19 protein-coding genes are annotated in these 24,407 nt (G+C 72.3%); 15 read left to right on the top strand and 4 right to left on the bottom strand.

What is annotated here, in order from left to right:
* Positions 1-2: 2 nt before the first annotated feature.
* The 5 genes from ABTY40_RS26345 to ABTY40_RS26325 are packed head-to-tail and all read left to right on the top strand — an operon-like array spanning position 3 to position 5,800.
* Positions 3-1,070 (top strand): glucose-1-phosphate thymidylyltransferase, encoded by a 1,068-nt coding sequence (locus tag ABTY40_RS26345; protein ID WP_352061799.1) that lies wholly within the window; start codon positions 3-5, stop codon positions 1,068-1,070.
* On the top strand, positions 1,067-2,080 hold the full coding sequence (gene rfbB, locus ABTY40_RS26340) for a dTDP-glucose 4,6-dehydratase (protein ID WP_352061798.1): 1,014 nt from the start codon (positions 1,067-1,069) through the stop codon (positions 2,078-2,080). The genes ABTY40_RS26345 and rfbB overlap by 4 nt, the downstream gene beginning before the upstream one ends.
* A complete protein-coding gene (rfbH, locus tag ABTY40_RS26335) occupies positions 2,077-3,390 on the top strand; it encodes a lipopolysaccharide biosynthesis protein RfbH (protein ID WP_352061797.1) in 1,314 nt (437 codons plus the stop codon). The genes rfbB and rfbH overlap by 4 nt, the downstream gene beginning before the upstream one ends.
* Positions 3,387-4,775: an NDP-hexose 2,3-dehydratase family protein gene (locus ABTY40_RS26330; protein ID WP_352061796.1), complete on the top strand. Its 1,389-nt coding sequence runs from the start codon at positions 3,387-3,389 to the stop codon at positions 4,773-4,775. The genes rfbH and ABTY40_RS26330 overlap by 4 nt, the downstream gene beginning before the upstream one ends.
* A complete protein-coding gene (locus tag ABTY40_RS26325) occupies positions 4,772-5,800 on the top strand; it encodes a Gfo/Idh/MocA family protein (protein ID WP_352061795.1) in 1,029 nt (342 codons plus the stop codon). The genes ABTY40_RS26330 and ABTY40_RS26325 overlap by 4 nt, the downstream gene beginning before the upstream one ends.
* Here ABTY40_RS26325 and ABTY40_RS26320 read toward each other — a convergent pair.
* The gene (locus ABTY40_RS26320) at positions 5,773-6,540 is read right to left on the bottom strand and encodes an SDR family oxidoreductase (protein WP_352061794.1); all 768 of its coding nucleotides are present in this window, start codon (positions 6,538-6,540) and stop codon (positions 5,773-5,775) included. The genes ABTY40_RS26325 and ABTY40_RS26320 overlap by 28 nt on opposite strands.
* A 144-nt stretch (positions 6,541-6,684) precedes the next feature.
* On the opposite strand from ABTY40_RS26320, the gene ABTY40_RS26315 reads away from it, so the two are divergent.
* Positions 6,685-10,191: an AfsR/SARP family transcriptional regulator gene (locus ABTY40_RS26315; RefSeq protein WP_352061793.1), complete on the top strand. Its 3,507-nt coding sequence runs from the start codon at positions 6,685-6,687 to the stop codon at positions 10,189-10,191.
* An 84-nt stretch (positions 10,192-10,275) separates the two neighbouring features.
* Entirely contained in the window at positions 10,276-11,016 is a 741-nt protein-coding gene (locus ABTY40_RS26310; protein WP_352061792.1) for a class I SAM-dependent methyltransferase, read from the top strand.
* A gap of 64 nt (positions 11,017-11,080) precedes the next feature.
* Here the strand turns inward: ABTY40_RS26310 and ABTY40_RS26305 are convergent, their stop codons facing one another.
* The gene (locus ABTY40_RS26305; RefSeq protein WP_352061791.1) at positions 11,081-11,851 is read right to left on the bottom strand and encodes a GbsR/MarR family transcriptional regulator; all 771 of its coding nucleotides are present in this window, start codon (positions 11,849-11,851) and stop codon (positions 11,081-11,083) included.
* 234 nt (positions 11,852-12,085) lie between these two features.
* Here ABTY40_RS26305 and ABTY40_RS26300 point away from each other — a divergent pair, with 234 nt between their 5' ends.
* Positions 12,086-12,757: a DUF4097 family beta strand repeat-containing protein gene (locus tag ABTY40_RS26300; protein WP_352061790.1), complete on the top strand. Its 672-nt coding sequence runs from the start codon at positions 12,086-12,088 to the stop codon at positions 12,755-12,757.
* 199 nt (positions 12,758-12,956) lie between these two features.
* On the opposite strand, the gene ABTY40_RS26295 is transcribed toward ABTY40_RS26300, so the two are convergent.
* Both ABTY40_RS26295 and ABTY40_RS26290 read right to left on the bottom strand, forming a co-directional pair.
* Positions 12,957-14,159, bottom strand: a complete 1,203-nt coding sequence (locus tag ABTY40_RS26295; RefSeq protein WP_352061789.1) for a serine hydrolase domain-containing protein — start codon at positions 14,157-14,159, stop codon at positions 12,957-12,959.
* A 30-nt stretch (positions 14,160-14,189) separates the two neighbouring features.
* The gene (locus ABTY40_RS26290) at positions 14,190-15,098 is read right to left on the bottom strand and encodes an alpha/beta hydrolase (RefSeq protein WP_352061788.1); all 909 of its coding nucleotides are present in this window, start codon (positions 15,096-15,098) and stop codon (positions 14,190-14,192) included.
* Between the two features lie 119 nt (positions 15,099-15,217).
* Here ABTY40_RS26290 and ABTY40_RS26285 point away from each other — a divergent pair, with 119 nt between their 5' ends.
* The 7 genes from ABTY40_RS26285 (at position 15,218) to ABTY40_RS26255 (ending at position 22,115) form a co-directional block, all read left to right on the top strand.
* Positions 15,218-16,273: a helix-turn-helix domain-containing protein gene (locus ABTY40_RS26285; RefSeq protein ID WP_352061787.1), complete on the top strand. Its 1,056-nt coding sequence runs from the start codon at positions 15,218-15,220 to the stop codon at positions 16,271-16,273.
* A gap of 130 nt (positions 16,274-16,403) precedes the next feature.
* The gene (locus tag ABTY40_RS26280) at positions 16,404-18,107 is read left to right on the top strand and encodes a SpoIIE family protein phosphatase (protein ID WP_352061786.1); all 1,704 of its coding nucleotides are present in this window, start codon (positions 16,404-16,406) and stop codon (positions 18,105-18,107) included.
* A gap of 183 nt (positions 18,108-18,290) precedes the next feature.
* Positions 18,291-18,947, top strand: coding sequence for a LysE family translocator (locus ABTY40_RS26275; RefSeq protein WP_352061785.1), 657 nt, complete (start codon positions 18,291-18,293; stop codon positions 18,945-18,947).
* A 68-nt stretch (positions 18,948-19,015) separates the two neighbouring features.
* Positions 19,016-19,600 carry a CAP family protein gene (locus tag ABTY40_RS26270; RefSeq protein WP_352061784.1) on the top strand — a complete coding sequence of 195 codons (585 nt, stop codon included), beginning with the start codon at positions 19,016-19,018 and terminating at the stop codon, positions 19,598-19,600.
* A gap of 226 nt (positions 19,601-19,826) precedes the next feature.
* A complete protein-coding gene (locus ABTY40_RS26265; RefSeq protein ID WP_352061783.1) occupies positions 19,827-20,198 on the top strand; it encodes a hypothetical protein in 372 nt (123 codons plus the stop codon).
* Positions 20,199-20,316: 118 nt separating this feature from the next.
* The gene (locus tag ABTY40_RS26260) at positions 20,317-20,856 is read left to right on the top strand and encodes an ArsR/SmtB family transcription factor (RefSeq protein WP_352061782.1); all 540 of its coding nucleotides are present in this window, start codon (positions 20,317-20,319) and stop codon (positions 20,854-20,856) included.
* Complete coding sequence (locus ABTY40_RS26255; RefSeq protein ID WP_352061781.1) at positions 20,853-22,115, top strand: MFS transporter; 1,263 nt, start codon at positions 20,853-20,855, stop codon at positions 22,113-22,115. Before ABTY40_RS26260 ends, ABTY40_RS26255 begins: the two co-directional genes overlap by 4 nt.
* Positions 22,116-24,407 lie beyond the last annotated feature (2,292 nt).

Raw genomic sequence — 24,407 nt, 5'->3', positions numbered from 1 at the left:
ACGTGAAAGCGCTCGTGCTGGCGGGCGGCACAGGCACCCGCCTGCGCCCGTTCAGCTACTCCATGCCGAAACAGCTCATCCCCGTCGCCAACAAGCCCGTCCTCGAACACGTCCTGGAGAACATCCGCGACCTGGGCGTCACCGAGACCGGCGTGATCGTCGGCGACACCGAACCCGCCATCCGCGCCGCCCTCGGCGACGGCTCCCGCTTCGGCGTCCGCATCACCTACCTGCGCCAGGACAAGCCCCGCGGGCTCGCCCACTGCGTCGTCCTCGCCCGCTCCTTCCTCGGCGACGACGACTTCGTGATGTACCTGGGCGACAACATGCTTCCCGAGGGCGTCACCGACATCGCCGCCGCCTTCCGTGAGCACCGGCCCGCCGCCCACGTCGTCGTCCACAAGGTCCCCGACCCGCAGGCCTTCGGCGTCGCCGAACTCGCCGGCGACGGCACCGTCCTCAGCCTCGTCGAGAAACCCCGCGAACCACGCAGCGACCTCGCCCTCATCGGCGTCTACTTCTTCACCCCCGCCGTCCACGAGGCCGTCGCCGCCATCGAACCCAGCGCCCGTGGCGAACTCGAGATCACCGACGCCATCCAGTGGCTCGTCACCCAGGGCGCCACCGTCCGCGCCGGCGAGTACAGCGGCTACTGGAAGGACACCGGCCGCGCCGAGGACGTCCTCGACTGCAACCGGCGCCTCCTCGCCGCCCTGCCCCCGCGCGTCGACGGCGACGTGGACAGCCTCAGCGACATCGCCCCCAACGTGGTCGTGGAAGCGGGCGCCCGGATCGTACGGTCCCGCGTCGAAGGCCCCGCGATCATCGGCGCCGGCACCCTCGTGGAGGACAGCCACATCGGCCCCGACACCTCCATCGGCCGCGACTGCCTCGTCCGCGGCACCCGGCTCGCCGACTCCATCGTCATGGACGGTGCCACCATCGAACACGTCCCCGGCCTGCGTGCCTCCCTCATCGGGCGCGAGGCCGCCGTCCACCCCACCGGCCGCGGCGAGTCCCGCCACCGCCTGGTCATCGGGGACCACACCCGCGTCGAGGTCGCCCCATGAGAATCCTGGTCACCGGAGGAGCCGGCTTCATCGGCTCCCACTACGTCCGCACCCTGCTCGCCGGCGGCTACCCCGGCTACGAGGACGCCCACGTCACCGTCCTCGACAAACTCACCTACGCCGGCAACCGCGACAACATCCCCCTCGGCCACCCCCGCCTCACCCTCGTCGAGGGCGACGTCTGCGACCTCCCGCTGCTCCTCGAGGTCCTCCCCGGCCACGACGCCGTCGTCCACTTCGCCGCCGAATCCCACGTCGACCGCTCCCTGGCCGCCGCCGCCGAATTCGTCCGCACCAACGTCGGCGGCACCCAGACCCTCCTCGAAGCCTGCGTGGCCACCGGCGTCGCCCGCGTCGTCCACGTCTCCACCGACGAGGTGTACGGCACCATCGCCGAAGGCTCCTGGACCGAGGACCACCCGCTGCTGCCCAACTCCCCGTACGCGGCGACCAAAGCCTCCTCGGACCTCATCGCCCGCGCCTACTGGCGCACCCACGGACTCGACCTGTCCCTCACCCGCTGCTCCAACAACTACGGGCCCTACCAGCACCCCGAGAAACTCATCCCCCTCTTCGTCACCAACCTCCTGGAGGGCGGCACCGTCCCCCTCTACGGCGACGGCCTCAACGTCCGCGAATGGCTCCACGTCGACGACCACTGCCGCGCCATCCAGCTCGTCCTCACCCGCGGCCGCCCCGGCGAGATCTACAACGTCGGCGGCGGCAACGAGCAGACCAACCTCGCCGTCACCGAACGGCTGCTGCACCTCTGCGGCGCCGACCGCTCCGCCGTCCGCCACGTCGCCGACCGCAAGGGCCACGACCTGCGCTACTCCCTGGACGAGACCAAGATCCGCGAGGAGCTGGGATACGCCCCTCTCGTCCCGTTCGACCAGGGCCTGGCCGACACCGTCGCCTGGTACCGCGACAACACCGCCTGGTGGAAGGCGTCCAAGCACCGCCACGAAGAGGCCCGGGACCACGACCACGGAGAGGGAAACCCCGCATGAGCGACCACAAGGCACTCGTCCTGGACGAGACCCGCAAGTACCACCAGGACAGCGAGCACACCGCGACCACCACCGGCTTCGTCCCCGGCGTCACCGAGATATGGCCCTCCGGAGCCGTCCTCGACGCCGACGACCGCGCCGCACTCGTCGAAGCCGCCCTCGACCTGCGCATCGCCGCCGGCCCCAGCTCCCGGAAGTTCGAGTCCGCCTTCGCCCGCCGCATCGGCGTCCGCAAGGCCCACCTCACCAACTCGGGCTCCTCCGCCAACCTCCTCGCCCTGTCCGCCCTCACCTCCCACCTCCTGGAGGACCGGCGGCTGCGCCCCGGCGACGAGGTGATCACCGTCGCCGCCGGCTTCCCCACCACCGTCAACCCGATCGTCCAGAACGGGCTCGTCCCCGTCTTCGTGGACATCGAACTCGGCACGTACAACACCACCGCCGAACGCGTCGCCCAGGCCATCGGCCCCCGCACCCGGGCCATCATGATCGCCCACGCCCTCGGCAACCCCTTCGAGGCCGCCGAGATCGCCCGCCTCGCCGAGGACCACGGCCTCTTCCTCGTCGAGGACAACTGCGACGCCGTCGGCTCCACCTACCAGGGCAAGCTCACCGGCACCTTCGGTCACTTCAGCACGGTCAGCTTCTACCCGGCCCACCACCTCACCATGGGGGAGGGCGGCATCGTTCTGACCTCCAACCTCCAGTACGCGCGGATCGTAGAATCCCTCCGCGACTGGGGCCGGGACTGCTGGTGCGAACCGGGCAAGAACAACACCTGCCTCAAGCGGTTCGACTACCAGATGGGCACCCTGCCCGCCGGGTACGACCACAAGTACATCTTCAGCCACGTCGGCTACAACCTGAAGGCCACCGACCTCCAGGCCGCCCTCGGACTGAGCCAGCTCACCAAGCTCGACTCCTTCGTCGAGGCCCGCAAGCGCAACTGGCGCCGCCTGCGCGACGGCCTCGACGGCGTCCCCCACCTGCTGCTGCCCGAGGCCACCCCCGGCAGCGACCCCAGCTGGTTCGGCTTCGTCCTCACCGTCGACCCCGACGCCCCCTTCACCCGCGCCGCCCTCGTCGACTTCCTCGAATCCCGCAAGATAGGCACCCGGCGCCTCTTCGCCGGCAACCTCACCCGCCACCCGGCCTACCTCGACCGGCCCCACCGCGTCTCCGGCACCCTCACCAACAGCGACATCGTCACCGAGCACACCTTCTGGGTCGGCGTCTATCCCGGCCTCACCGACGAGATGCTCGACTACGTCATCGCCTCCATCCGCGCCTTCGTGGAGGACCACACGTGACCACCGCCGCCACCCTGCGCCCCCGCCACGACGACCGGCTCGCCGACCGCCTCGCCCGCTCCGCCGCCGTCACCGACACCGGCCACCAGCTGCGCACCGACGCCTTCGGCGACTGGCTCGACGCCCGCCGCCGCGCCCACCACTTCCGCGTCGACCGCATCCCCTTCGCCGCCCTCGACGGCTGGTCCTTCGACCCCGCCACCGGCAACCTCGGCCACCGCAGCGGACGCTTCTTCACCGTCGAAGGACTCGATGTCACCGTCGGCCAGGGCCCCACCGCCCGGCACTGGCAGCAGCCCGTCATCAACCAGCCCGAAGTCGGCATCCTCGGCATCCTCGCCAAGGAGTTCGACGGCGTCCTGCACTTCCTCATGCAGGCCAAGATGGAGCCCGGCAACCCCAACCTGCTCCAGCTCTCGCCCACCGTCCAGGCCACCCGCAGCAACTACACCAAGGTCCACCGGGGCGCCGACGTGAAGTACCTCGACCACTTCACCGGCCCCCGCCGCGGACGCGTCCTCGCCGACACCCTCCAGTCCGAACACGGCTCCTGGTTCCACCACAAGGCCAACCGCAACGTCCTCGTAGAGACCACCGACGACGTACCCGACGACGACGACTTCTGCTGGCTCACCCTCGGCCAGATCGGACGCCTCCTGCTGCGTCCCAACACCGTCAACATGGACGCCCGCACCGTCCTCGCCTGCGTCCCCGCCGGCCACGGCACGCCCGACGCCCTGCACACCGACACCGACCTGCGGTCCTGGATCACCGGCGAACGCTCCCGCCACGACCTCCACGCCCGCCGCATCCCGCTCGCCCACGTCACCGACTGGATCCGCGACGACCACACCGTCCGCCACGTCCACGACCGCTACTTCCGCGTCACCGCCGTCTCCGTCGAAGCCGGCAACCGCGAGGTCACCGGCTGGACCCAGCCCCTCTTCGAACCCGTCGGCCGCGGCGTCACCGCCTTCGCCGTCCGCTCCTTCGCCGGCGTCCCCCACCTCCTCGTCCACGCCCGCGTCGAGGCCGGCTTCCTCGACACCGTCGAACTCGGCCCCACCGTCCAGTACACCCCCGAGAACTTCGCCCACCTCACCGGCGACGACCGGCCCCCCTTCCTCGACGCCGTCCACGCCGCCCCCGCCACCGCCGTCCTCTACGAGGCCGTCCACGCCGAGGAAGGCGGCCGCTTCCTCAACGCCGAGAGCCGCTACCTCCTCGTCGACGCCGACCGCGCCGGCCTCCCCGAGGACCTCCCGCCCGGCTACCGCTGGGCCACCCCCGCCCAGCTCACCGACCTGCTCCGGCACAGCCACTACCTCAACGTCCAGGCCCGCACCCTGCTCGCCGTCCTCACCACCGGAGCCGTGACGCTGTGACCGCGCCCCTCCGCGTCGGCGTCCTCGGCTGCGCCGACATCGCCCTGCGCCGCATGCTGCCCGCCCTCGCCGCCGCGCCCACGGCCGAACTCGCCGCCGTCGCCAGCCGAGACCCGGCGAAAGCACGGCAGGCCGCCGCCCCCTACGGCTGCCGTGCCGTCCACGGCTACCGCGCCCTCCTCGACGACGACGCCGTCGACGCCGTCTACATCCCGCTGCCCGCCGCCCTCCACGCCCCCTGGACCGAGGCCGCGCTCACCGCGGGCAAGCACGTCCTCGCCGAGAAACCCCTCACCACCGACGCCGCCACCACCGCCCGGCTCACCGACCTCGCCCGGGCCCGCGGACGCGTCCTCATGGAGAACGTGATGTTCGTCCACCACGGCCTCCACCGCGCCGTCCGCGACCTCGTCGCCGACGGCGCCATCGGCGAACTCCGCTCCTTCCACGCCGCCTTCTGCGTCCCCCGCCGCGACCCCGGCGACATCCGCCTGCGCGCCGACCTCGGCGGCGGCGCCCTCGCCGACACCGGCGTCTACCCCCTGCGGGCCGCCCTCCACCACCTCGGCACCGGCCTGCGCACCGCCGGCGCCGCCCTCACCCACCCCCACGGCGCCGACCCCACCACCACCCCGGTGGAAACCTCCGGCTCCGCCCTGCTCACCACCCCCGAAGGCGTCACCGCCCACCTCACCTTCGGTCTCGACCACGCCTACCTCAACCGCTACGAACTCCACGGCAGCCACGGCCGCCTCACCGTCGACCGCGCCTTCACCCCGCCCGCCGACCACGCACCCGTCATCCACCTGGAAACGCCCGGGCGGGGACGCGCCCTGCGCGTCCCCGCCGAGGACCAGGTGGCGAACACCGTCGCCGCCTTCACCGCCGCCGTACGCAACGGCACCCCACCCGACCCGGTCACGCTCGTCCAGGCCACGCTCCTGGACGAGCTCCGGGCCGCCGCCGGCACCCCCACGGCCCCGGCGGGCGGGGCCGCCTACTCGAACAGCGGGGGGATGCCCTGACCCATGCCACCGTCCGCGTGCAGCACGGTGCCGGTGCTGAACGTCGCGTCGAAGCCCAGGTACAGCACCGCCGCGGCGATCTCCTCCGGCTCCGCGTGCCGGCCCAGCGGGGTCAGCTGCGCGCCTTCCTTCTCGTTCGCCGCCTTCTCCTCCTCCGTCATGTTCGCGTAGCCCATCGTCGGCGTCAGGGTGAAGCCGGGGCTGACCGCGTTCACCCGGATCTTCCGCGACAGCAGCTCGGCCGCGAACACCTTCGCGAAACCGCCCACCGCCGCCTTCATGCCCGTCGCCACACTGGTGCCCGGGTAGCCGTGCCCGACGAGCACGGCCGTCGTGAAGACGATCGAACCCCCGTCGTTCACCAGCGGCGCCAGCGCCTGCGTCGTGAAGAAGGCGCCCTTGGTGTTGATGTCGAAGGACTTGTCGAACGCCTCCTCCGTCACCTCCTCCAGCATGCCCAGCTCCGCATAGCCGACGTTCACGAACAGGAAGTCGATCCGGCCGAGCTTCTCCTCGACGATCCCGCCCAGTGCCCTGATGTCGGCCATGCTGCCCGCGTCCGAGCGCACCACGTGCGCCGGCAGGCCCGCGAGCTCGGTGCGCACGGCCTCGATGTTCTTCTCGTTACGCCCGGTCAGCAGCACCTCGGCGCCGCCGTCGAGCAGCGCCCGGACCACGGCCAGCCCGATGCCGTGCGTACCACCGGTGATCACGGCCTTCTTGCCCGCGTACTTCCCCATGACCAACGACCCGCTTCCTTCGTGGACAACCTGTGCCGGACGGTGTGCTCCGGCCGTTGTCCCCGAGCGTGTCCCCCCGCCCTGTCGCCCCGCTGTCGTCCGCTGTCGCCGCGCTGACACGCCCCGACAGCTATCCTGATCATCATGCGTTTCGGGGTTCTCGGCTCACTCACCGTACGGACGGCCGAGGGGACCCCGGTCCCGGTGACGGAGACCAAGGTCCGCACCCTCCTCGCCCATCTCCTCGTCCACGCCGGCCGGCCCGTGCCCGCGCACCGGCTCATCGACGACCTGTGGGGCACCGAGCCACCCCGCAACCCCGCCAACGCCCTCCAGAACAAGATCTCCCGGCTCCGCCACATCCTCGGCACCGCCGCCCCCGGGGGCCGCGGCCGGCTGGCGTTACGACCCGGCGGCTACGTCCTGGACATCGACTCCGACCACCTCGACGCCACCCGCTTCCGGGCCCTCGCCGCCCGCGCCAGGACCGCGCCCGCCCCCGGCGAGCGGGCGGCCCTCCTCACCGACGCCCTCGCCCTGTGGCGCGGTCCCGCCTACGCGGGCCTGGCCGACCACCCGGTCCTGCGCGCCGCCGCCGACGCCCTGGAGGAGGAACGGCTCGCGGCCCTGGAGGACCTCGCCGAGAACCGCCTCGCGCTCGGCGAGCACGAGGCCCTCGCCGCCGAACTCGCCGAGCCGGTCGCCCGCCACCCCCTGCGCGAACGCCTCCGCGCCGCCCACCTGCGCGCCCTGTACGGCACGGGTCGCCGCCACGAGGCCCTGCGCTCGTACGGGGACCTGCGCGACCGGCTCGCCGAGGAACTCGGCCTCGACCCGGGCCCCGCCCTCACGGCCCTCCACGAGGCCATCCTCCGCGACGCCCCGGACCCCCACGCCCCCCCACCCCCCGAAACCGCCGGTACGGCCCCGGCCCCGGGAGCCGCAGGCACCAGTACGCCCCCGGCCCCCGCCCCGTTCGTGACCCCCGCCGACGCCCGTACGGCCCCCGCCTCCGCTCCCCACGCGGCGCCGGGCCCCTCCTCGTCCGGGCCCACGGCGGACGCCGGTGCGCTCCCGGCCCCGGCAGCCGCCGCCACGACCCCCGAATCCGGCCCCGCCTCCGACGCGCTCCCGCCCGGCCGCCCCCGCACCAACCTCCCCGCCCAGCACACCGCGCTCATCGGCCGCGCCGCCGCCCTCGCCGACCTGCACACCGCGCTCACCGCCCACCGTCTGGTGACGCTCACCGGCCCCGGCGGCGTCGGCAAGACCCGCCTCGCGCTCGAAGCCGCCTCCCGCGCCGCGCCCGCCTTCCCCGACGGCACCTGGCTCGTCGAACTCGCCGCCCTCGACACCGCCCCCGACACCGCGACCACCGCCGCCGACCCCGTCGCCGCCCTCGCCGAGGCGCTCACCACCGCCCTCGGCATCCGTGACGACACCCTCACCAGCCCCACCCCGCTGCACTGCCTCACCGAGACCCTCCGCGACCGGACCCTTCTGCTCGTCCTCGACAACTGCGAGCACCTCACCGCCCCCGTCGCCCACCTCGTCGCCCACCTGCTGCGCACCGCCCCCGGCGTACGCGTCCTCGCCACCAGCCAGGAACCCCTCGGCGTCCCGGGCGAACAGGTCCGGGCCGTCCCCCCGCTCGACCTGCCACCGCCCGCGCCCTCCGCCGAGGGGCCGGCCCCGGACGCCCTGCTCCGTTCGGGCGCGGTCCGCCTCTTCGTCGCCCGCGCCACCGCCGCCGTCCAGGACTTCACGCTCACCGCCGACAACGCCGGGGCCGTCGCCGCCATCTGCCGCCGGCTCGACGGCATCCCCCTCGCGCTCGAACTCGCCGCCACCCGCCTGAGGGTCCTCGGCCCCCAGGGGCTCCTGGACCGGCTCGACGACCGCTTCCGCCTGCTCACCGCGGGCCCGCGCACCGCCCCCGCCCGCCAGCAGACCCTGCGCGCCATGATCGACTGGAGCTGGGAACTCCTCACCGCATCCGAGCAGATCGTCCTGCGCCGCCTCGCCGTCCACGCCGACGGCTGCACCCTGGACGCCGCCGAGACCGTCTGCGCCGGCGAGGGCGTCAAGCGGGAGGACGTCCTGGACCTCCTCGCCCGCCTGGTCGACCGGTCCCTCGTCGTCGCCGCCGAAACTCCCGCCGGCGTCCGCTACCGGCTCCTGGAATCCGTCGCCGCCTACTGCCACGAGCGTCTCCACGAGGCGGGCGAACACAGTGCCCTGACCCGTCGTCACCGCGCCCATTACACGGCCCTGGCCGAACGCGCCCGCCCCCACCTGCGCGGCCCTGACCAGCGCGCCTGGCTCACCCGACTCGACCAGGAGACGGCCAACCTCCGCAAGGCCGCCGAACGCCCCGACACCGGACACACCGACGCCGAACACTCCGACCCCGAGGACCCCACCCCCCTCCTCCGCCTCGCCGACGCCCTGGCCTGGTACTGGATCCTGCGCGGCCGGCTGCGCGAGGCCCGCCGCACCCTCCGTACCGCCCTCACCACCGCCCCGCCCGGCGCGCCCCCGGCCCTCGTCGCCTCGGCCACCGCCTGGTGGACCGCCGTCACCCTCCTCCAGGGCGACGGCGACGACCGCGCCGCCCGCCTGGCCACCGCCCTGGACCTCACCGCCGCCCTGGACGACCCCCACGCCCTCGCCCACACCCGGTGGCTCCTCGGCTTCGCGCTCCTGCCCACCGGCGACCTCCGCACCAGCGAGACCCTCACGCGCCGGGCCCTCGACGGCTTCACCGCACTCGACGACCCCTGGGGCACCGCCGCCGCCCTCGCCGTCAGCGCCACCCACGCCCTCGTCCGCGGCGACCTGCCCGCGCTGCGCACCACGGGCGAACGCAGCGCCCGCACCTTCACCGAGCTCGGCGACCGCTGGGGCAGGCTCCAGACCGTCCACCCCCTCGCCTCCCTCGCCGAGTCCACCGGCGACCACGACACGGCCCTGCGCCTCCACGAGGAGGGCCTGCGCATCGCGGAGGAACTCGGCCTGTGGACCGAGGCTTCCCACCGCCTCTCGGGCCTCGGCCGCATCGCCCTGCTGCGCGGCGACCACGCCCGCTCGCGCGCCCTGCACGAGCGCGCCGCGCGGCTCTCCGCCGACCACTCCGACCGCCCCGGCGTCGCCCACGCGGAGATCGGCCTCGCCCTCACCGCCCGCCGCGTCGGCGACCTCGACGAGGCCGAGGTCCATCTGCGCAGCGTCCTGGCGTGGAGCGAGCGCGTGGACTTCGCCACCGGCCGCGCCCTCGTCCTGGCCGAACTCGGCTTCGTCGCCGAACTCCGCGGCGACGCCGACACGGCCCGCGCCCGCCACCTCGCCGGCCTCGCCGCCGCCCGGGAGACCGGCGACCCGAGGGCCCTCGCCCTCGCCCTCGAAGGCCTCGCCGGCGCCCACGCCCTGGCCGGCGAGGCCACCCGCGCCGCCCGGCTCCTCGGCGCCGCGCACGCCGCCCGTGCCTCCGTCGGCGCCCCCCTGCCGCCGGCCGAACGAGGTGACGTCGACCGCGTCACCGCCACCCTCCGGGCGGCCCTCGGCGACGCCGCCCTGGCCGCCGCCTTCGCCGAGGGAACCGGCCTCGGCCCCGCCGAGGCCGCTGTACAGGAGGCCGGGACCGCCCCCTGATCTTCGTGGCTTCCGCCACTACGGCCCCCTGCCCGCCCGGCACCAGACTGCCCGTCGGACCACACGGCAACGGGGAGGACCACCATGACCACCCAGCAGTACGACGAGATCGGCGAGGCCTACGAGGGCTTCAAGTCCCTGCCCCTGGAGCGGTACGCGGCCGTGCCCAGCCTCCTCGCCCTCATCGGCGACGTGCGCGGCGCCTCCGTCCTCGACCTCGCCTCCGGCACCGGCTTCTACAGCCGCGCCCTCAAGCGCCGGGGCGCCGCCGACGTCCTCGGCGTCGACATCTCCCCCGAGATGGTGGCCGTCGCCCGCCGCATCGAGGAGGAGGAACCCCTCGGCGTGCGCTACGAGGTCGGCGACGCCACCGCCCTGCGTCCCCTGGGCCGCCGCTACGACATCGTCCTCGCCGTCCAGCTCCTCGGCTACGCCGCGGACCTCGCCACCGCCGAGCGCATGTGCCGCACCCTCCACCGCAACCTGGAACCGGGCGGCTCCCTCTACCTTCTCGGCCAGTCTCCGGACCACCGCTTCGACGGCCCGACCCCCGAGAAGTACGGCTTCCGCTGCGAACCCACCGGTGTACAGGCCGAGACCGGCCCCCAGATCCGCCTCACCGCCCTGCTCGACCCCCCGGTCAGCTTCGTCGCCCACCGCCCCCGCCGCGACGTCTACGAGACGAGCCTGCGCGCCGCCGGCTTCCGCGACCTCACCTGGACCCCCGTGACGGTCTCCGACGCGGGCCTGCGCCGGTTCGGCCCCGACCACTGGGCCGACTTCCACGCGAACCCGCCCCTGGAAATGCTCCACTGCCGCGCCTGACACCCTGTCACCTCACGCCCCCTCGGCCACCGGCCGAGGGGGCGTTCGCACACGACCGGGCGCGTCAGGCCCCGCCGGCGCCGCCCGCCTCCGTACCGGCCTCCGCTTGCCGCCGCGGCTCCGCGCCCGTGTCCAGCGGCGGGGAGAGCAGGATCTCGCGGGCCTGTTCGGCGGCCCGGACGATGCCCTCGCTGACGAAGTCCATGAAGCGGGCGACGTTCTCCAGGCGGGTGGCGGCCGGGGTGCCCGGGCCGAGGACGGCGACGCCCTCGCGGGCGATCTCGACCATCCGGTCGTTGGCCTTGGCGCTGGCGATCATCGACTGGTACCAGAGTTCGTCGTCGACGACGTAGCGCTCGCGGCGGCGGTCGTCGCGCTCGCGGCGGATCAGGCTCTGGCTCTCCAGGAAGGCGACCGCCTTGGAGACGGACCCCGGGCTGACCTGGAGCCGCTCGCTGAGTTCGCCGGCGGTGAGGCTGCCGGCGTCGGTGGCGTAGAGGGCGGCGAGGACCCGGGCCGTCATGCGGGGCAGGCCCGACTGCATGAAGACGGTGGCGAAGCCCTCCTCGTAGTCGCGTACGGCCCGGGCGTCGCGTCCGTCGGATCGTACGGGCGTCCTGGCGGTGCTCGGCCGGCGCCGCCGGGCCCGGGTCTCGGTGGCGCGGTGGGCGAGGTCGGGGCGGTAGGCGGTGGGGCCGCCGTTGCGCATGACCTCGCGGGTGATCGTGGAGGTGGGACGGCCGAGGCGCCGGGCGATCTCGGCGTAGGCGAGGTCGCCGGCCAGCCCCAGCGCGATCTGCTGACGTTCCTGCTGAGTGAGCCTGCCTCCCGGCATCGCGATCTCCCTTGTGTAGGCACCGGAGCGGCCAGCATAGCGTTCAGCCTCAGATCATTGCAACGACCAAGATCTGGTGACGTTGCATCAATTCTTCTCTCGTTGCAACGAAATCACCCTTCTGGCCTGCGTAAATGCGCTAGTCATGCAACGAGATAGTTGTCGAACTTTGGAAAGCAACGTAGCTTTTCTCATGTCAGCAACACGAGGAACGCACCTACAGGAGCAGCAGTCATGCAGCAGTTCGCCACCCCCGCCCCGATCGCCACCGTCGTCGAGATCCCCGCCGGCCGCATCCGGTTCATCGCCGCCGACCGCGCCGACACCACCGTCGAGGTGCTGCCCGCCGACGCCGCCAGGAGCCGCGACGCCAAGGCCGCCGAAACCACCACGGTCTCCTACGCCGACGGCGTCCTGCGGATCACGGCCCCCGAGGCCAGGAACCAGATGTTCGGCCCCTCCGGCGCCGTCGAGGTCACCGTCCAGCTCCCGGCCGGCTCCACCGTCGAGGCCAAGGCCGCGGCCGCCGAACTCCGGGGCGTCGGACGCCTCGGCGACGTCACCTTCGACAGCGCCCAGGGCCCCGTCAAGCTCGACGAGGCCGCCCGCGTCCGCCTCTCCCTCCAGGACGGCGACATCACCGTCGGCCGCCTCAACGGCTCCGCCGAACTCACCACCGCCCGGGGCGACCTGCGCGTCAACGAGGCCACCGCGGGCACGCTCGTCCTCGACACCCGGTCCGGCTCCATCACCGTCGGCGCCGCCCGCGGCGTCTGTGCCGCCCTCGACGCCGGCACCTCCTACGGCCGGATCCACAACTCCCTCCGCAACGCCGACGGTGCCGGCGCCGGCCTCACCATCCGGGCCACCACCGCCCACGGCGACATCACCGCCCACAGCATCTGACCCGGCCCCACCCCGCCCACCCACCGAGAAGCGGAGATCGGCCACAACGGCCGGCTCGCCGGTCCTGGACCACCTCTGGTCGACGAACTTCGCCAAGGACCCCGAGTAGCGCCCGATGACGGCGCACCGCACGCACACACCGCGGCCCGGCCGGGACCTGTGTCCCGCCCGGGCCGAAGCGTTCGGGTACCGAACCCCGTCAGGAGTGCCCGCACCCCATCCCCACCCGGGTCAGCTCCTCCACCGCCCCGTCGATCGGATGCGGCTTCCGCCACCGGATCAGATTGATCGCGAAGGACACCTGCCGGCCCCCGTCCGCCCGGGTCATCGTCACCGTCCCCGCACCCCACACCGTCCCCTCGTTCCCCCAGAAGGTGCCGCACCCCGGCACCTCCACCCGGTGCAGCCCGAGCCCGTACTCGATCGTCGAACCGTCCAGGGCGATCACCGGCACCGTCCGCCGCATCTCCGCCAGCGACGCGGGCGAGACCACCTCACCGGCCAGGAGCTTCCCGTAGAAACGGTTCAGGTCCTCCATCGTGGACACCAGCCCGGCACCGGCCATCACCCACGACATGTCGTACGTGCTGTAGTCCCGCGGCGGCTCCAGCGCCCCCCACAGCCCCTCGTACATCCGCGCGTGCGGCCCCCGCATCCGGGCCCCGGCAGGGAAACCCGTGTTCCGCAGCCCGGCGGGCCGGATCACGTGCCGGGTGATGTACTCCTCCGCCGGCAGGCCCGTCACCCGCTCCAGCAACTGCCCCAGCAGCAGGTAGTTGGTGTTCGAGTACACGCCGGGCGTGGCCCCCGGCTCACCGGTGGGCGGCGCCGCCAGCCCCAGCGCGATCAGCTCGGCCGGACGGAAGGTCCGGTACCGGTTCTCGTCCAGGCTCCGCGCCGACACCGGCTCCCCGGCCCCGCTGATCGACGGGAACGCGTACGGGATGTACTCGGCGAACCCACTGGTGTGGTTGAGCAGCATCCGCACGGTCACCCGCCGGCCCCGCTCACCCGGCACCAGGTCCGGCAGATGGTCCCCCACCGGATCGTCCAGGCGCAGACGGCCCCGCTCGATCTGCTGCAGCACGGCGGCGGCCACGAAGGTCTTGGTGATGCTGCCGACCCGGTGCCGCATCCCGGGCGTGACGGGCCGGCCGGTGGCCAGGTCCGCGACCCCCGAGGCACCCCGCCACGTCCGGCCCGCGTCCCGTACCTCCGCGAACACCCCCGGCATCCCGGCGTCCCGCAGCCCGTCCAGGGCCGAACGCAGCGCCGCGCGGTCCGGCACCGGCTCCCGCGCCACGGACGCCGGGGGAGCGGCCACCGGTCCGGCGGCCGAGACGGGCGGCGCGCCCGCGGCCAGACCCAGCGCGGCGACAAGCATGATCGTACGTATCCTCACCAGTCACTCCTTCGTCGTGTCGCTCGGACGTCAGCCGGCCAGGGCCCGGCGCAGCACGTCCCCCAGCTCGGCGTTCTGCCGCTGCGAGATCTCGGCGCTGACGATCGCCTGCGAGCCGTGGAACGTCCCCGGCCACTGATGCAGCTCGACCGACACCCCGGCCCGCAGCAGCCGCAGCGCGTACGCGATGTCCTCGTCCCGGTTGGGGCACAGCTCGGCCGTCCCGATGTACGCCGGCGGCAACCCGCCCAGATCGGCGGCACGCGCCGGCGCCGCGAACGGCGTCGCCTCCCCATCGCCCAGGTAGAACCCCCAGGACGCGGCCACCCGGTCCCGGTTCATCCACGGCGTGTCCGTGAAGTTCCGCTGCGACCAGGTCTCCTGCCGGTCGTCCAGCTGCGGCTGATTGAGCAGCTGGAACCGGATCGCGGGCCCCCGCTCGTCCCGCGCCCGCAGGGCCAGAGCGGCGGCGAGCCCGCCCCCGGCACTGTGCCCGCCGACGGCGATCCGCTCCCCGTCCACCCCGAGCGGCCCGGCGTTCGCCGCCACCCAGTGCAGTACGGCCCAGGCGTCGTCCAGAGCCGCCGGATACGGGTGCTCAGGAGCCAGCCGGTACCCCACCGACACCACCACCTGCCCGGAACCGGCCGCGAGCCGCACCGCCCACGGATGCTCGGTGTCGAGCGTCCCCATCACGTACCCGCCGCCGTGCAGCCACACCACCGCACCCCGCGCACCGGCCGGCCGGTAGACCCGCACCGGCACCCCGGGCGCACCCGGCACCACGGCCGGAACGGTCCACTCCTCCACGACCAGGCCCTCCACCTCCGGCACCGGCACGGCCGCCGCCAGCCCGGCGAGCCCCTCCCGGGACGCGACCGGATCACTGAGTGACGTACGGGGGAACAGCGGGACGAACACCTCGAGTTCGGGATCCATGCGGCCCATCCTCCGCGCGGCGCCCCCCGCCCGTCAGCCGCCACCCGTCGCACACCACCCCCCGGGCACGCACCGAACGGCGCACCCGCGCACCCACCGGCGCTCCTATCCTGTCCGCCATGGAGGCACTGGCATTACGACTGTCGGGACTCGACCCCTACGTCGACGGCGCGATCCGCATCGTGACGTTCTACGACACCCTGATGCGCCGCCGCGTCGACCTGCCCGCACTCGCCCGCGCCTCCGCCGGCCTCGCCGAATGCGTCACCGGCATCCGCCTCCACGGCACCGACCGCCCCTTCCGCGTCTCCCCCCTCGGCACGCCCGCCACCGCACCCGAACTCCCCGCCACCTCCTCCGCCCCCATCACCCTCGACGACGAGAAGATCGGCACCGTCTGGCTCGAGCGCCCCGGCCCCGCCCACCACCTCGACGACATCCTCCTCGACCGCCTCGCCCTCGCCGTCGCCGCCGCCGTCGAACGCCACGGCCCCGCCCGCACCACCATGGCCGACCCCGCCCTCGTCGAACTCGCCGTCGGCCCCACCACCGACGACCCCACCCGCGCCCGCGCCCTCCGCCTCCTCGGCTTCCCCGCCGGCACCCGCCTCCACGTCGCCGCCGTCCACACCCCCGGGCCCCTCGACCGGCTCGCCGCCCACGTCTGCCCCCACGGCCTCGTCAAAGCCGCCGCCCTCGACACCGACACCCCCCTCGGCGTCCTCCTCGCCACCACCCTCGACCCCACCCGCTTCCCCACCGACACCCGCGCCGGCCTCGCCACCGCCCACGACCCCACCCTCGCCTGGCACCACGCCCGCACCGCCCTCCGCTTCACCACCCCCCACCAGCCCGTCATCCACCACACCGACCTCGGCGCCCTCGCCCTCCTCGCCGACATCCCCGCCACCACCGCCCGCGCCAACCCCGACGTCGCCGCCCTCACCCACCTCGCCACCTGCCCCGACGACCTGGCCACCCTCGACGCCTACTGCGCCACCGCCTCCGTCCGCCGCGCCGCCGACCGCCTCCACCTCCACCACAGCACCGTCGCCCGCCGCCTCGACCACCTCACCCGCACCCTCCCCTTCGACCCCACCACCCCCACCGGCCTCACCCGCGCCCGCCTCGCCCTCACCCTCTGGCGCCTCCACACCCCCACCCCCGACACGTAACCGCCCACCCGGCCCACGCCCCCCGACAGTCCCCCGGGCACACCCCCCACCTGCGGGTTCCGCCCCCGGACCGCGTGTTCTACTGGGACCGCCCGTCGACTCCTCACCGATACGCGGAAAGGGGGCACCCATGCAGGAGCGGAACACGGCACCGGCCACACTGCCGGGCACCGCCCCCACCGTCGGCGACCTCGGCGGCTACATCGTGGACGAAACCGGCCGGATCGCCGCCGTCAACGACCGCGGACTCACCCTGCTGCGCCTCACCCGCGACGCGATGCTCGGCCGCGACCACCACGAACTCCTGCACCGCGACGCCGAAGGCAACACCGGCCCCCGAGCCCTCTGCCCCCTCATGGACGCCGTCGTCTCCCGCGCCGCCTGCAGCGGCACGGACATGCGCTTCGTACGCGGCGACGGACTCCTCCTGCCCGTCCACTGGACCGCCACCCCCCACCCCGCGGGCAACAGCACCGGCACCCTGGTGCTGTTCCACCCCGGCACCGCCGACGCACCCGAGGCCACCGCCGGAGGATCACTCCCCCAACTCGAACGCCTCGCCCTGCTCGCCGAGACCACCACCTCGCTGACCTCCACCATGAACGAACAGGAGACGGTCGACCGGCTGGCCCGCCTCGTCCTCCCCCGTCTCGCCGACTGGATGGTCGTCGACCTGATAGCCGACGGCGGCGACATCCGGCGCACCCGCGTCGCCGAACACCGCGACGGCCGCCTTCTGCGCCACCCCGAACTCGAAGGCCCGATCCCCGGCGTCACGGCCCAGTCACCGCTGCCCCTCTCCCGGGCCCTGCGCGGCAGCGCCGCCTCCCTGGTCGGACCGGAGATCTACCAGGGCGAGCCCGACTCCGGCATCGCCGCCGTCCAGCACGACCTGTTCGCCGCCACCGACATCCACTCCGCCGTCATCGCCCCCGTCCGCGGCCCCCGCGAAATCCTCGGCGCCCTCACCCTGGGACGCGGCGACAACCCCGTCCCCTTCACCACCCGCGACCTCTCCCTCCTGGAAGACATCGCCCGCCGCGCCGGCCTGGCCATCTCCAACTCACGCCTCTACCAGCGCCAGCGCCGCATCGCCGAGACCATGCAGCGCTACCTCCTGCCCCGCCTGCCCGACGTACCAGGAGTCGAGCTGTACGCGAGCTACCTCCCCGCCCCCGACGCCTCCCAGGTCGGCGGCGACTGGTACGACGCCTTCCCCCTCTCCGACGACGCCACCGGCCTCGTCATCGGCGACGTCGCCGGCCACGACCTCGAAGCAGCCGCCCGCATGGCACAGCTGCGCAACATGCTCCGCGCCCTCGCCTGGTCCGAACAGCACCCGCCCACCGTGCTCGCCCAGCTCGACCAGGTCACGGCCCGCTCCACCGACCTCTCCACCGCCACCCTCATCCTCGGCCGCCTCACCACCACCCCGGAAACCGGCTGGACCTGGGAATGGACCAACGCCGGCCACCCGCCGCCCCTCCTCATCACCCACGACGGCCACGCCGACTACCTGCGCACCCCCCGCAGCGTCCTCCTCGGCACCGGCATGCACATCACCCGAGGCCGGGACACCGTCCACCTGCCCCCCGGCTCCACCCTCCTGCTGTACACCGACGGACTCATCGAATCCCGCGCCCACGGCATCGAACCCGGCCTCGCCCACCTCCGCCGCCACGCCGCGACCCTCGCCCGCCACAGCCTCGACGCCGTCTGCGACCGCCTCCTCACCGACGTACGCCCCCCGGACAACGACGACGACGTCGCCCTCCTCGCCCTGCGCGTCCCCCACGCGGGCAGCCGGACCCCACGCCCGGCCCAGCCGAACTGACCCGCCCCGGCGTTCGCCCCATGTCGGATCCTCGTCCGTCGTGCTGCCACTCGCCGTCACGTACGCCCAAGACCCCGCCCGACCCCACCCGGTTCCCGGCCCCACCGGCCTGTCCCGCCCCCCAGCGGGTACGGGAGACCCCTCAACGGCGAACGGCCACAGGGCCGGCGAAGGGGACAACGGATGTCGGTCGACCTGGCGGGTTTCCTCGGTGTCGTGCTCCTGGCCTACCTGGTCCCCGGCCCCGACTTCCTGGTGATCCTGCGCTCCGCCGGCGAACACCCCGCCAAAGGACGAGCCGCCGCACTGGGCGCCCAGACCGGGCTCTGCGCGCACATGCTCGCCGCCGCCGCGGGGCTGTCACTGATCGCCGCCCGCTCCCCCGTCGTCTACGACAGCATCAAACTGCTCGGCGCGGCCTACCTGGTGTACCTCGGGATCAGAGCGGTCCTGACCGCCCGGCGACACCACGCGCGGAACACGGCGACAGACCACCCGGAGAACCGGACGGCCCCACCCGACCCGAACGAACCGGCCCGCGGCCGATGGCGCGCCGGCTTCACCGAAGGCCTCCTCACCAACGTGCTCAACCCCAAGGCGGCCCTGTTCTTCCTCAGCATCCTGCCGCAGTTCGTCCACGGAGACGGCTCACCCGCACGGCAGATCTTCCTCCTCGGCACCCTCGACATCCTGATCGGCGTCCCCTACTGGTTCACCCTCGTCGCCGCCGCCGCCCGCCTGCGCGCCCTCCTCGCCCGGCCGAAGATCCGCCACCGCTGGGAACTGACGACCGGCTGGCTGTTCATCGCCATCGGCCTCGGCATCGCCACCACCTCCTGAGCCGGTCAGGTGATCGACCGGTCGGCGGTATCGGAGTGACGGGCACGCCTCATGATCGTTCCCGGGACATGAAGGCCATCACACGCGTGCTCACCACGGTCGCCCTCGCCGCGGCCACCCTCTCCGCACCGGCGGCCCAGGCCTCCGACGCCCGTCCTCCCCTCCCGGACACCACCGACGCGGCGTTCAACCAGGAGTGCCTCGAAGCCCACAACTCCTACCGCGCCCGGCACGGCGCCCCACCCCTGACCCTGGACGACGCCGCGACCGGACACGCCGTCAGGCGCGCGCAGACCGCCTCGACACAGGACGGGCTCACGACACCGCCGGCCCCCGGATCGCGGGGATACGGGGAGAACACCTTCTGGTCCGCGACATACGACACCCAGCCGGCGACCTGCCACGAGGCGGTACGGCTCTGGTACGAGGCCCGCTGGACGGGCCGCTACGACTGGGACCGCCCCGGCTACTCACCCGACACCGGCAGCTTCACCCAGGTCGTCTGGAAGGACACCGACACCCTCGGCTGCGCCCGCGCCTCGGGACGGCCGGAAGGCGCGGAGTCGTACCAGACCTACATCGTCTGCTCCTACGGCCCGGCGGGCAACATCACCGGCCGCTTCCGCGAGAACGTGGGAGCACCGACCAACTGAAGGGGGAGCGGCGTCGCACGCGCACCGGTGGGGTGCAGAGGGGGTTCACGGACACAGTGAACGCGGGCCGTGGAGACGAGTGGAGGACGGTGCCCGGTCGGCGGGCCCGTGGGATCATCGTGACCACTGCCCTGGGTCCTGGCGCTGTCGTGTCCGCCGGCCATGGACTGAGCGATACGACCGGAGCGGTGACGACACCGGACTGCGGCAATGGGGGGAACTGGACATGGACCACAACGGGATACCGGAAGTACGTCTGGAGCGCAGGCGTGGCGAGCGGCTGACCGAAGGACTGCTCGTCATCGTGGCATCGCTCCTCTCGTTCGGCCTGCTCCTCGCCCCGGCAGTGGTTTCCGGCACGACCGCCTGGCACCTGGTCACCGACACCGGCACCACCGCGTTCAGCGGGGTCGCGGTACCGGTGATCCTGCTCGCCCTCGTAGCACTGCCGCTCATCCTGGCCCACGTGGTATTCCGCTCCGGCCGGCGCAAGGGCAGGAAGCCACTGACGGCCGCGGCTCCGGCGGCGCTGACGCTGCTCGGCGCGTCCGTCGTGCCGTTCGCGGCGCTGTGTCTGATCTTCGTGTTCGGAAACTGACCTCCGGCTACGACGGTCCGCCCGACGGCAGGCGACCCCACCCGCTGGTGCTGCACCGGATTCTGGAGGGTGCGAAATCCCCTTGCCCAATGGTCAAGAAACGTTGACCATTGCTCCCGTGCCTACCGACGATCTTCCCGAGACGTTTCACGTCACCACGGACGAGCAGCTCCGCGCCGTCTCCAACCTCACGCGCCACCGGATCATGGCCGTCCTCCGCTTCGAGCCGGCGACGATCACGCAGATCGCCGAACGGGTGGGCCTCGCGAAAGGGAGTTCCAGCTACCACGTGCGCCTGCTGGAACGGGCCGGCCTGGTGAAGGTGGTACGGACCCGCAAGGTGCGGGGCGTCACCGAGCGGTACTACGCGATGGCCGCCCGGTCGATCGTCCTGCCCCACCCGGGCGAGGGAGGCCCCGACGTACTGATGCGGCACGCGGTCGCGGACCTGGAGGCGTCACCGATCGAGGGCGAGCGGCACGTACGGATGGCACACCTGCGGCTCACCGAGGAACAGTTCGCCGAACTCGGGGCACGACTGCAGGCACTGGCCGACGAATACCGCGAGCTGTCCGACCCCTCGCTGCCGGACGCGTCACTCGTCTTCGCACTGTTCCACCCGGCACCACGCCGGCAGGCCGAAGGAGACACCAAGTGACCTCAGGCGCACAGAAGCTGCCGACCGGATTCGGACGGCTGTGGACCGCCCAGACGATCTCCTCGCTCGGTGACGGAGTCACGCACGCCGCGCTGCCACTCCTCGCGCTGACGCTGACGCGGGACCCGATGGCGCTCGCCGTCGTCTCGGCCGCGGGAACGCTGCCATGGCTGCTCTTCGGGATCCTCGGCGGAGCGCTGGTGGACCGCTGGGACCGGCGCCGCACCATGTGGGTCGCGGACACGGCACGCGCGACGCTGCTCGCGATACCCGCGGCCGCGGCCGTCCTCGACGTCCTGAGCATTCCGCTGCTCGCAGCCGTCGCCTTCCTGCTCGGCCTCGGCGGACTCTTCTTCGACACGGCCGCCACGGCCTACCTGCCGGATCTGCTCCACCGCGACCCCGCACTCCTGGAGCGCGCCAACTCCCGCCTGCGCGGCGCCCAGACCGCCATGTCCGGCTTCGCGGGACCGCCTGCGGGCAGCGCGTTGCTCGCACTCGGGCGGGCCGTTCCCCTGCTCACCGACGCGGTGTCGTTCCTGCTCTCCGCACTCCTCGTCCGTACGCTCCCCGCCATGCCCCGCCCCGTACCGGAAGTCCGCGAGTCGCTGCTGCGGCAAGCACGGGCCGGAGCCTCGTACGTCCTCCGGGACCGGCTGCTGCTCGGACTCGCGCTCCGCCCTGCGGTCGGCAACATCGCCTTCCTCGCGGTGGAGACCGTCCTCGCCCTCTTCGCACACGACCGCCTCGGCATCGACACCTACGGCTTCGGCCTGCTCCTCACGGCCGAGGCCACCGGCGCACTGCTCGGCACGGGCATCGCCTCCCACCTCGGCCGACGACTCGGCACCGGCACCGCCCTGACCTGCACAGCCGCCGTCGAAGGGCTGGCCATCCTGGGCCTGGCCACTGCCCCCGACCCGTACGTGGCCGGGCTGGCGCTCGCCGTCTGCGGTGCCGGCATGGGCGCCACGATGGTGCTCGCGCCCTCCCTCCGGCAGACGATCGTCCCCGCCCACCTCATGGGCCGGGTCGCCTCCACCTCCCGCATGCTCGCCATGTGCGCCGCCCCGCTCGGCGCCTTCCTCGGCGGCTGGCTGGCCACCACCTACGACATCCGCACCCCGCTCTACGCCGCCGCAGGCCTCCTCCTGGCGATGACAGCCGTCACCGCATCCATGACCAGCAACCGCCGGGTCGAAGCGGCGCTGCGTGCCGCCGCCCCCACCGGCGATCCACAGGAAAACGCACGGACGTGAGGTGACGCCTGCCGCGAAGACGCCACAACGGTGTCATGAGGCTCAAGCAGTGCGACGTTCGGAGCTCGCCCAGACGCAGCCGCAAAGGGGGAACGTCTGCTGCCGGTTCGCATGAACAAAGCCGCTCGCCCGTCCGACCGATACGGCGGCAGGTGAGGGGATCAGTCGCTAGGGTCGCTTCCAGCCTGGCCGACACGGCGTGCGTGACCAATGCGCCCGTCCGCTGAGCGGCACCCTCGCCGGCGGCGTTGTTCGGGTCGGTCGTCCCGGGCCGCCGGTTCAGTCGAGCGGCCCGGCGAGGTAGGCGCCGCGGCGGCAGTGTGGGGTGCTGCCTTGTGGGCAAAGGCGGCGTCGGCGCCGCCGTCGAGGGATACCCCCCGAGTCGTGGCCGGCGGCGCGCATACGGGCGAGGCCCCGTCTGCAGGAGTGTTGCTGCGGACGGGGCCTCGGTGCGTACAAGCTAGTCCTCTTCCTCTTCCACGGGGGCTTGGCGGCATCTCTGCCGATAAGGGGGCGCTGGCCGGTCCGGCAAACTGATCGCATGAACCGATATGCCCTGCGATCAGCCCTGTCCCAAGACAGCAGCGCCTCTGCCCGTGCAGCCCTGGTCGAGCTGAAGGCAGGTGCGGACTTCGAGGTCTTCCTGAACCAAACACTTCCGCAGAACAGCTCTGGGACATCTGGTCCTGGCGGCACGAAGACATGCTCGACACGGGCGTCACACCTCGGCCCGGACTTGTCGAAGCCGTCACCAGACTTCAAGCTCAGGAGCCGGTCAGGCCTACTTGGCGACCGTCACTGCATCGCAGAGACGCTTCATCCTTGTCCTGTCGGAAGACCTCACCCAGTGCGTTGCCTGCTGGTGACGACAGGTCATTGAAGGACTTCAAGGGCAAGAGGGATTCCCCTGCCTGCAGGAGCTTCTATCGGCAGCGTCAGCCAGGCTGACATCGGGCGACAGAGGACGCTCATCTGCAATATTTTCAGTACGACCTTTCCCAGTGCCCACCGGTCTTGACGAAAGTATTACGCGGACACCAAACGGTGGAAATACCACTAGATATCCAGTCGGGCGCATCGCGGTCGACGGTAGGGCCGCCGTCGAAAGCTACGCATACAACGGTAGCCTTATACCTCCCCCCATTGCTATTCTCGCATTTGGCGAACCACCCGTTGTCGACCTTGGCGCTCCAGCATCCAGAAGGCCAACCTGTGGGGGCTGCGGCCGCCGTCCCTTGGAATGCAGATGCTGCCAATACTGCCGCCGAAGCGAACATTAATGCGCCCAGCTTCTTCACGTGATCAGCCCTTCTCCTTGAAATCTTTACTTCGGGACTTTGTTGTAGGGGGAGGTTTCGATTCCTGCGGAAGTCGCCTTGTAGGCTCCGTTGCAGTAGGCATAGGAATAACCGATTTGCCTCCAGCCGCCGTACCACTCCAGAACACGCCCAGTCTCTGGGTCCTTACAGATGACGATAGCTCGGTATGAGCCTCCATTGTGGTTAAAACACCTGGCCATGCCTCCCCATGAGCCAGGCATTTCAAACCGGCAGTCAGTGGGATGAGCCGTGGGACCTAACTCGGCTGCGGATGCGGATGAAGCTATCCCCAGAGAGGAGAGGCCGGCTAAGAGAGCCCCGAGTGTGGGGATAGTTGCGGCCCGAATGCGAATACTTTTCGGCAATTTGTCTCCACTGATCATCAAACGCGCGATGCGTTATCCAGTTTCTTCCAGAGAGGCGGACGGCCCGGATTTGAATGCCGCAGTCCTTTTTCTTTCGTACACGGGTGCTCTTGCTGTGGTGCTACTACGAGACTTCCATGCCTTAAAGATCCAAGCAAGGGGCTTTGAAGTTTTTTGAGGCTCACTTGAGGGTTACTGTTGATTTATCAACCGAGCCTGATTGCACGCCGCCGGCCGGATCCTTACTTCCGTGGCTTATTCTCGCTGTCTGCTGTTTTTGCGATTTGTCCCGCACGAAACTAATGATGAATGCGCCTCGCGGCGGGGTGCTCTGGCCTGCCACGTCGACCAGTTGGCTGTGGTGCCACCTTGGTCACGGCCGGCGCGAAGTCGGCGTTTTTTGGAATTCGCGGAGCGAATTCCAGCGGTTGGATCGCGGAGCGGTCCAACCGCTGGCGTCACGGAGTGACGCTCCATCAACTGCCGTGCGAAGCAGGGCAGTTGAACCGCCGCGTAGCGGCGGCGCGTCGCGTCTGCGGAGCAGACCGCGCGCAGCGCGGCAGCGGCCTTGCGGAACTGGAGGGCCTCCATGTGCTCCTCGTACTCGG

Origin of the sequence: Streptomyces sp. NPDC126503 (assembly GCF_040302405.1) — a bacterium.
GTDB lineage: Bacteria > Actinomycetota > Actinomycetes > Streptomycetales > Streptomycetaceae > Streptomyces > Streptomyces gulbargensis.
Note: the sequence above shows the minus strand (reverse complement) of the source record. Positions and strands in the feature narration are given on the sequence as shown.

Excerpts from the sequence above, each read along its gene's own strand:
- ABTY40_RS26265 (WP_352061783.1), top strand. The coding sequence starts at position 19,827 with ATGGACCACAACGGGATACCGGAAGTACGTCTGGAGCGCAGGCGTGGC.
- ABTY40_RS26290 (WP_352061788.1), bottom strand. The coding sequence starts at position 15,098 with ATGGATCCCGAACTCGAGGTGTTCGTCCCGCTGTTCCCCCGTACGTCA.
- ABTY40_RS26280 (WP_352061786.1), top strand. The coding sequence starts at position 16,404 with ATGCAGGAGCGGAACACGGCACCGGCCACACTGCCGGGCACCGCCCCC.
- ABTY40_RS26315 (WP_352061793.1), top strand. The coding sequence starts at position 6,685 with ATGCGTTTCGGGGTTCTCGGCTCACTCACCGTACGGACGGCCGAGGGG.
- rfbH (WP_352061797.1), top strand. The coding sequence starts at position 2,077 with ATGAGCGACCACAAGGCACTCGTCCTGGACGAGACCCGCAAGTACCAC.
- ABTY40_RS26305 (WP_352061791.1), bottom strand. The coding sequence starts at position 11,851 with ATGCCGGGAGGCAGGCTCACTCAGCAGGAACGTCAGCAGATCGCGCTG.
- ABTY40_RS26270 (WP_352061784.1), top strand. The coding sequence starts at position 19,016 with ATGAAGGCCATCACACGCGTGCTCACCACGGTCGCCCTCGCCGCGGCC.
- ABTY40_RS26310 (WP_352061792.1), top strand. The coding sequence starts at position 10,276 with ATGACCACCCAGCAGTACGACGAGATCGGCGAGGCCTACGAGGGCTTC.
- ABTY40_RS26275 (WP_352061785.1), top strand. The coding sequence starts at position 18,291 with ATGTCGGTCGACCTGGCGGGTTTCCTCGGTGTCGTGCTCCTGGCCTAC.
- ABTY40_RS26285 (WP_352061787.1), top strand. The coding sequence starts at position 15,218 with ATGGAGGCACTGGCATTACGACTGTCGGGACTCGACCCCTACGTCGAC.
- ABTY40_RS26320 (WP_352061794.1), bottom strand. The coding sequence starts at position 6,540 with ATGGGGAAGTACGCGGGCAAGAAGGCCGTGATCACCGGTGGTACGCAC.
- rfbB (WP_352061798.1), top strand. The coding sequence starts at position 1,067 with ATGAGAATCCTGGTCACCGGAGGAGCCGGCTTCATCGGCTCCCACTAC.
- ABTY40_RS26300 (WP_352061790.1), top strand. The coding sequence starts at position 12,086 with ATGCAGCAGTTCGCCACCCCCGCCCCGATCGCCACCGTCGTCGAGATC.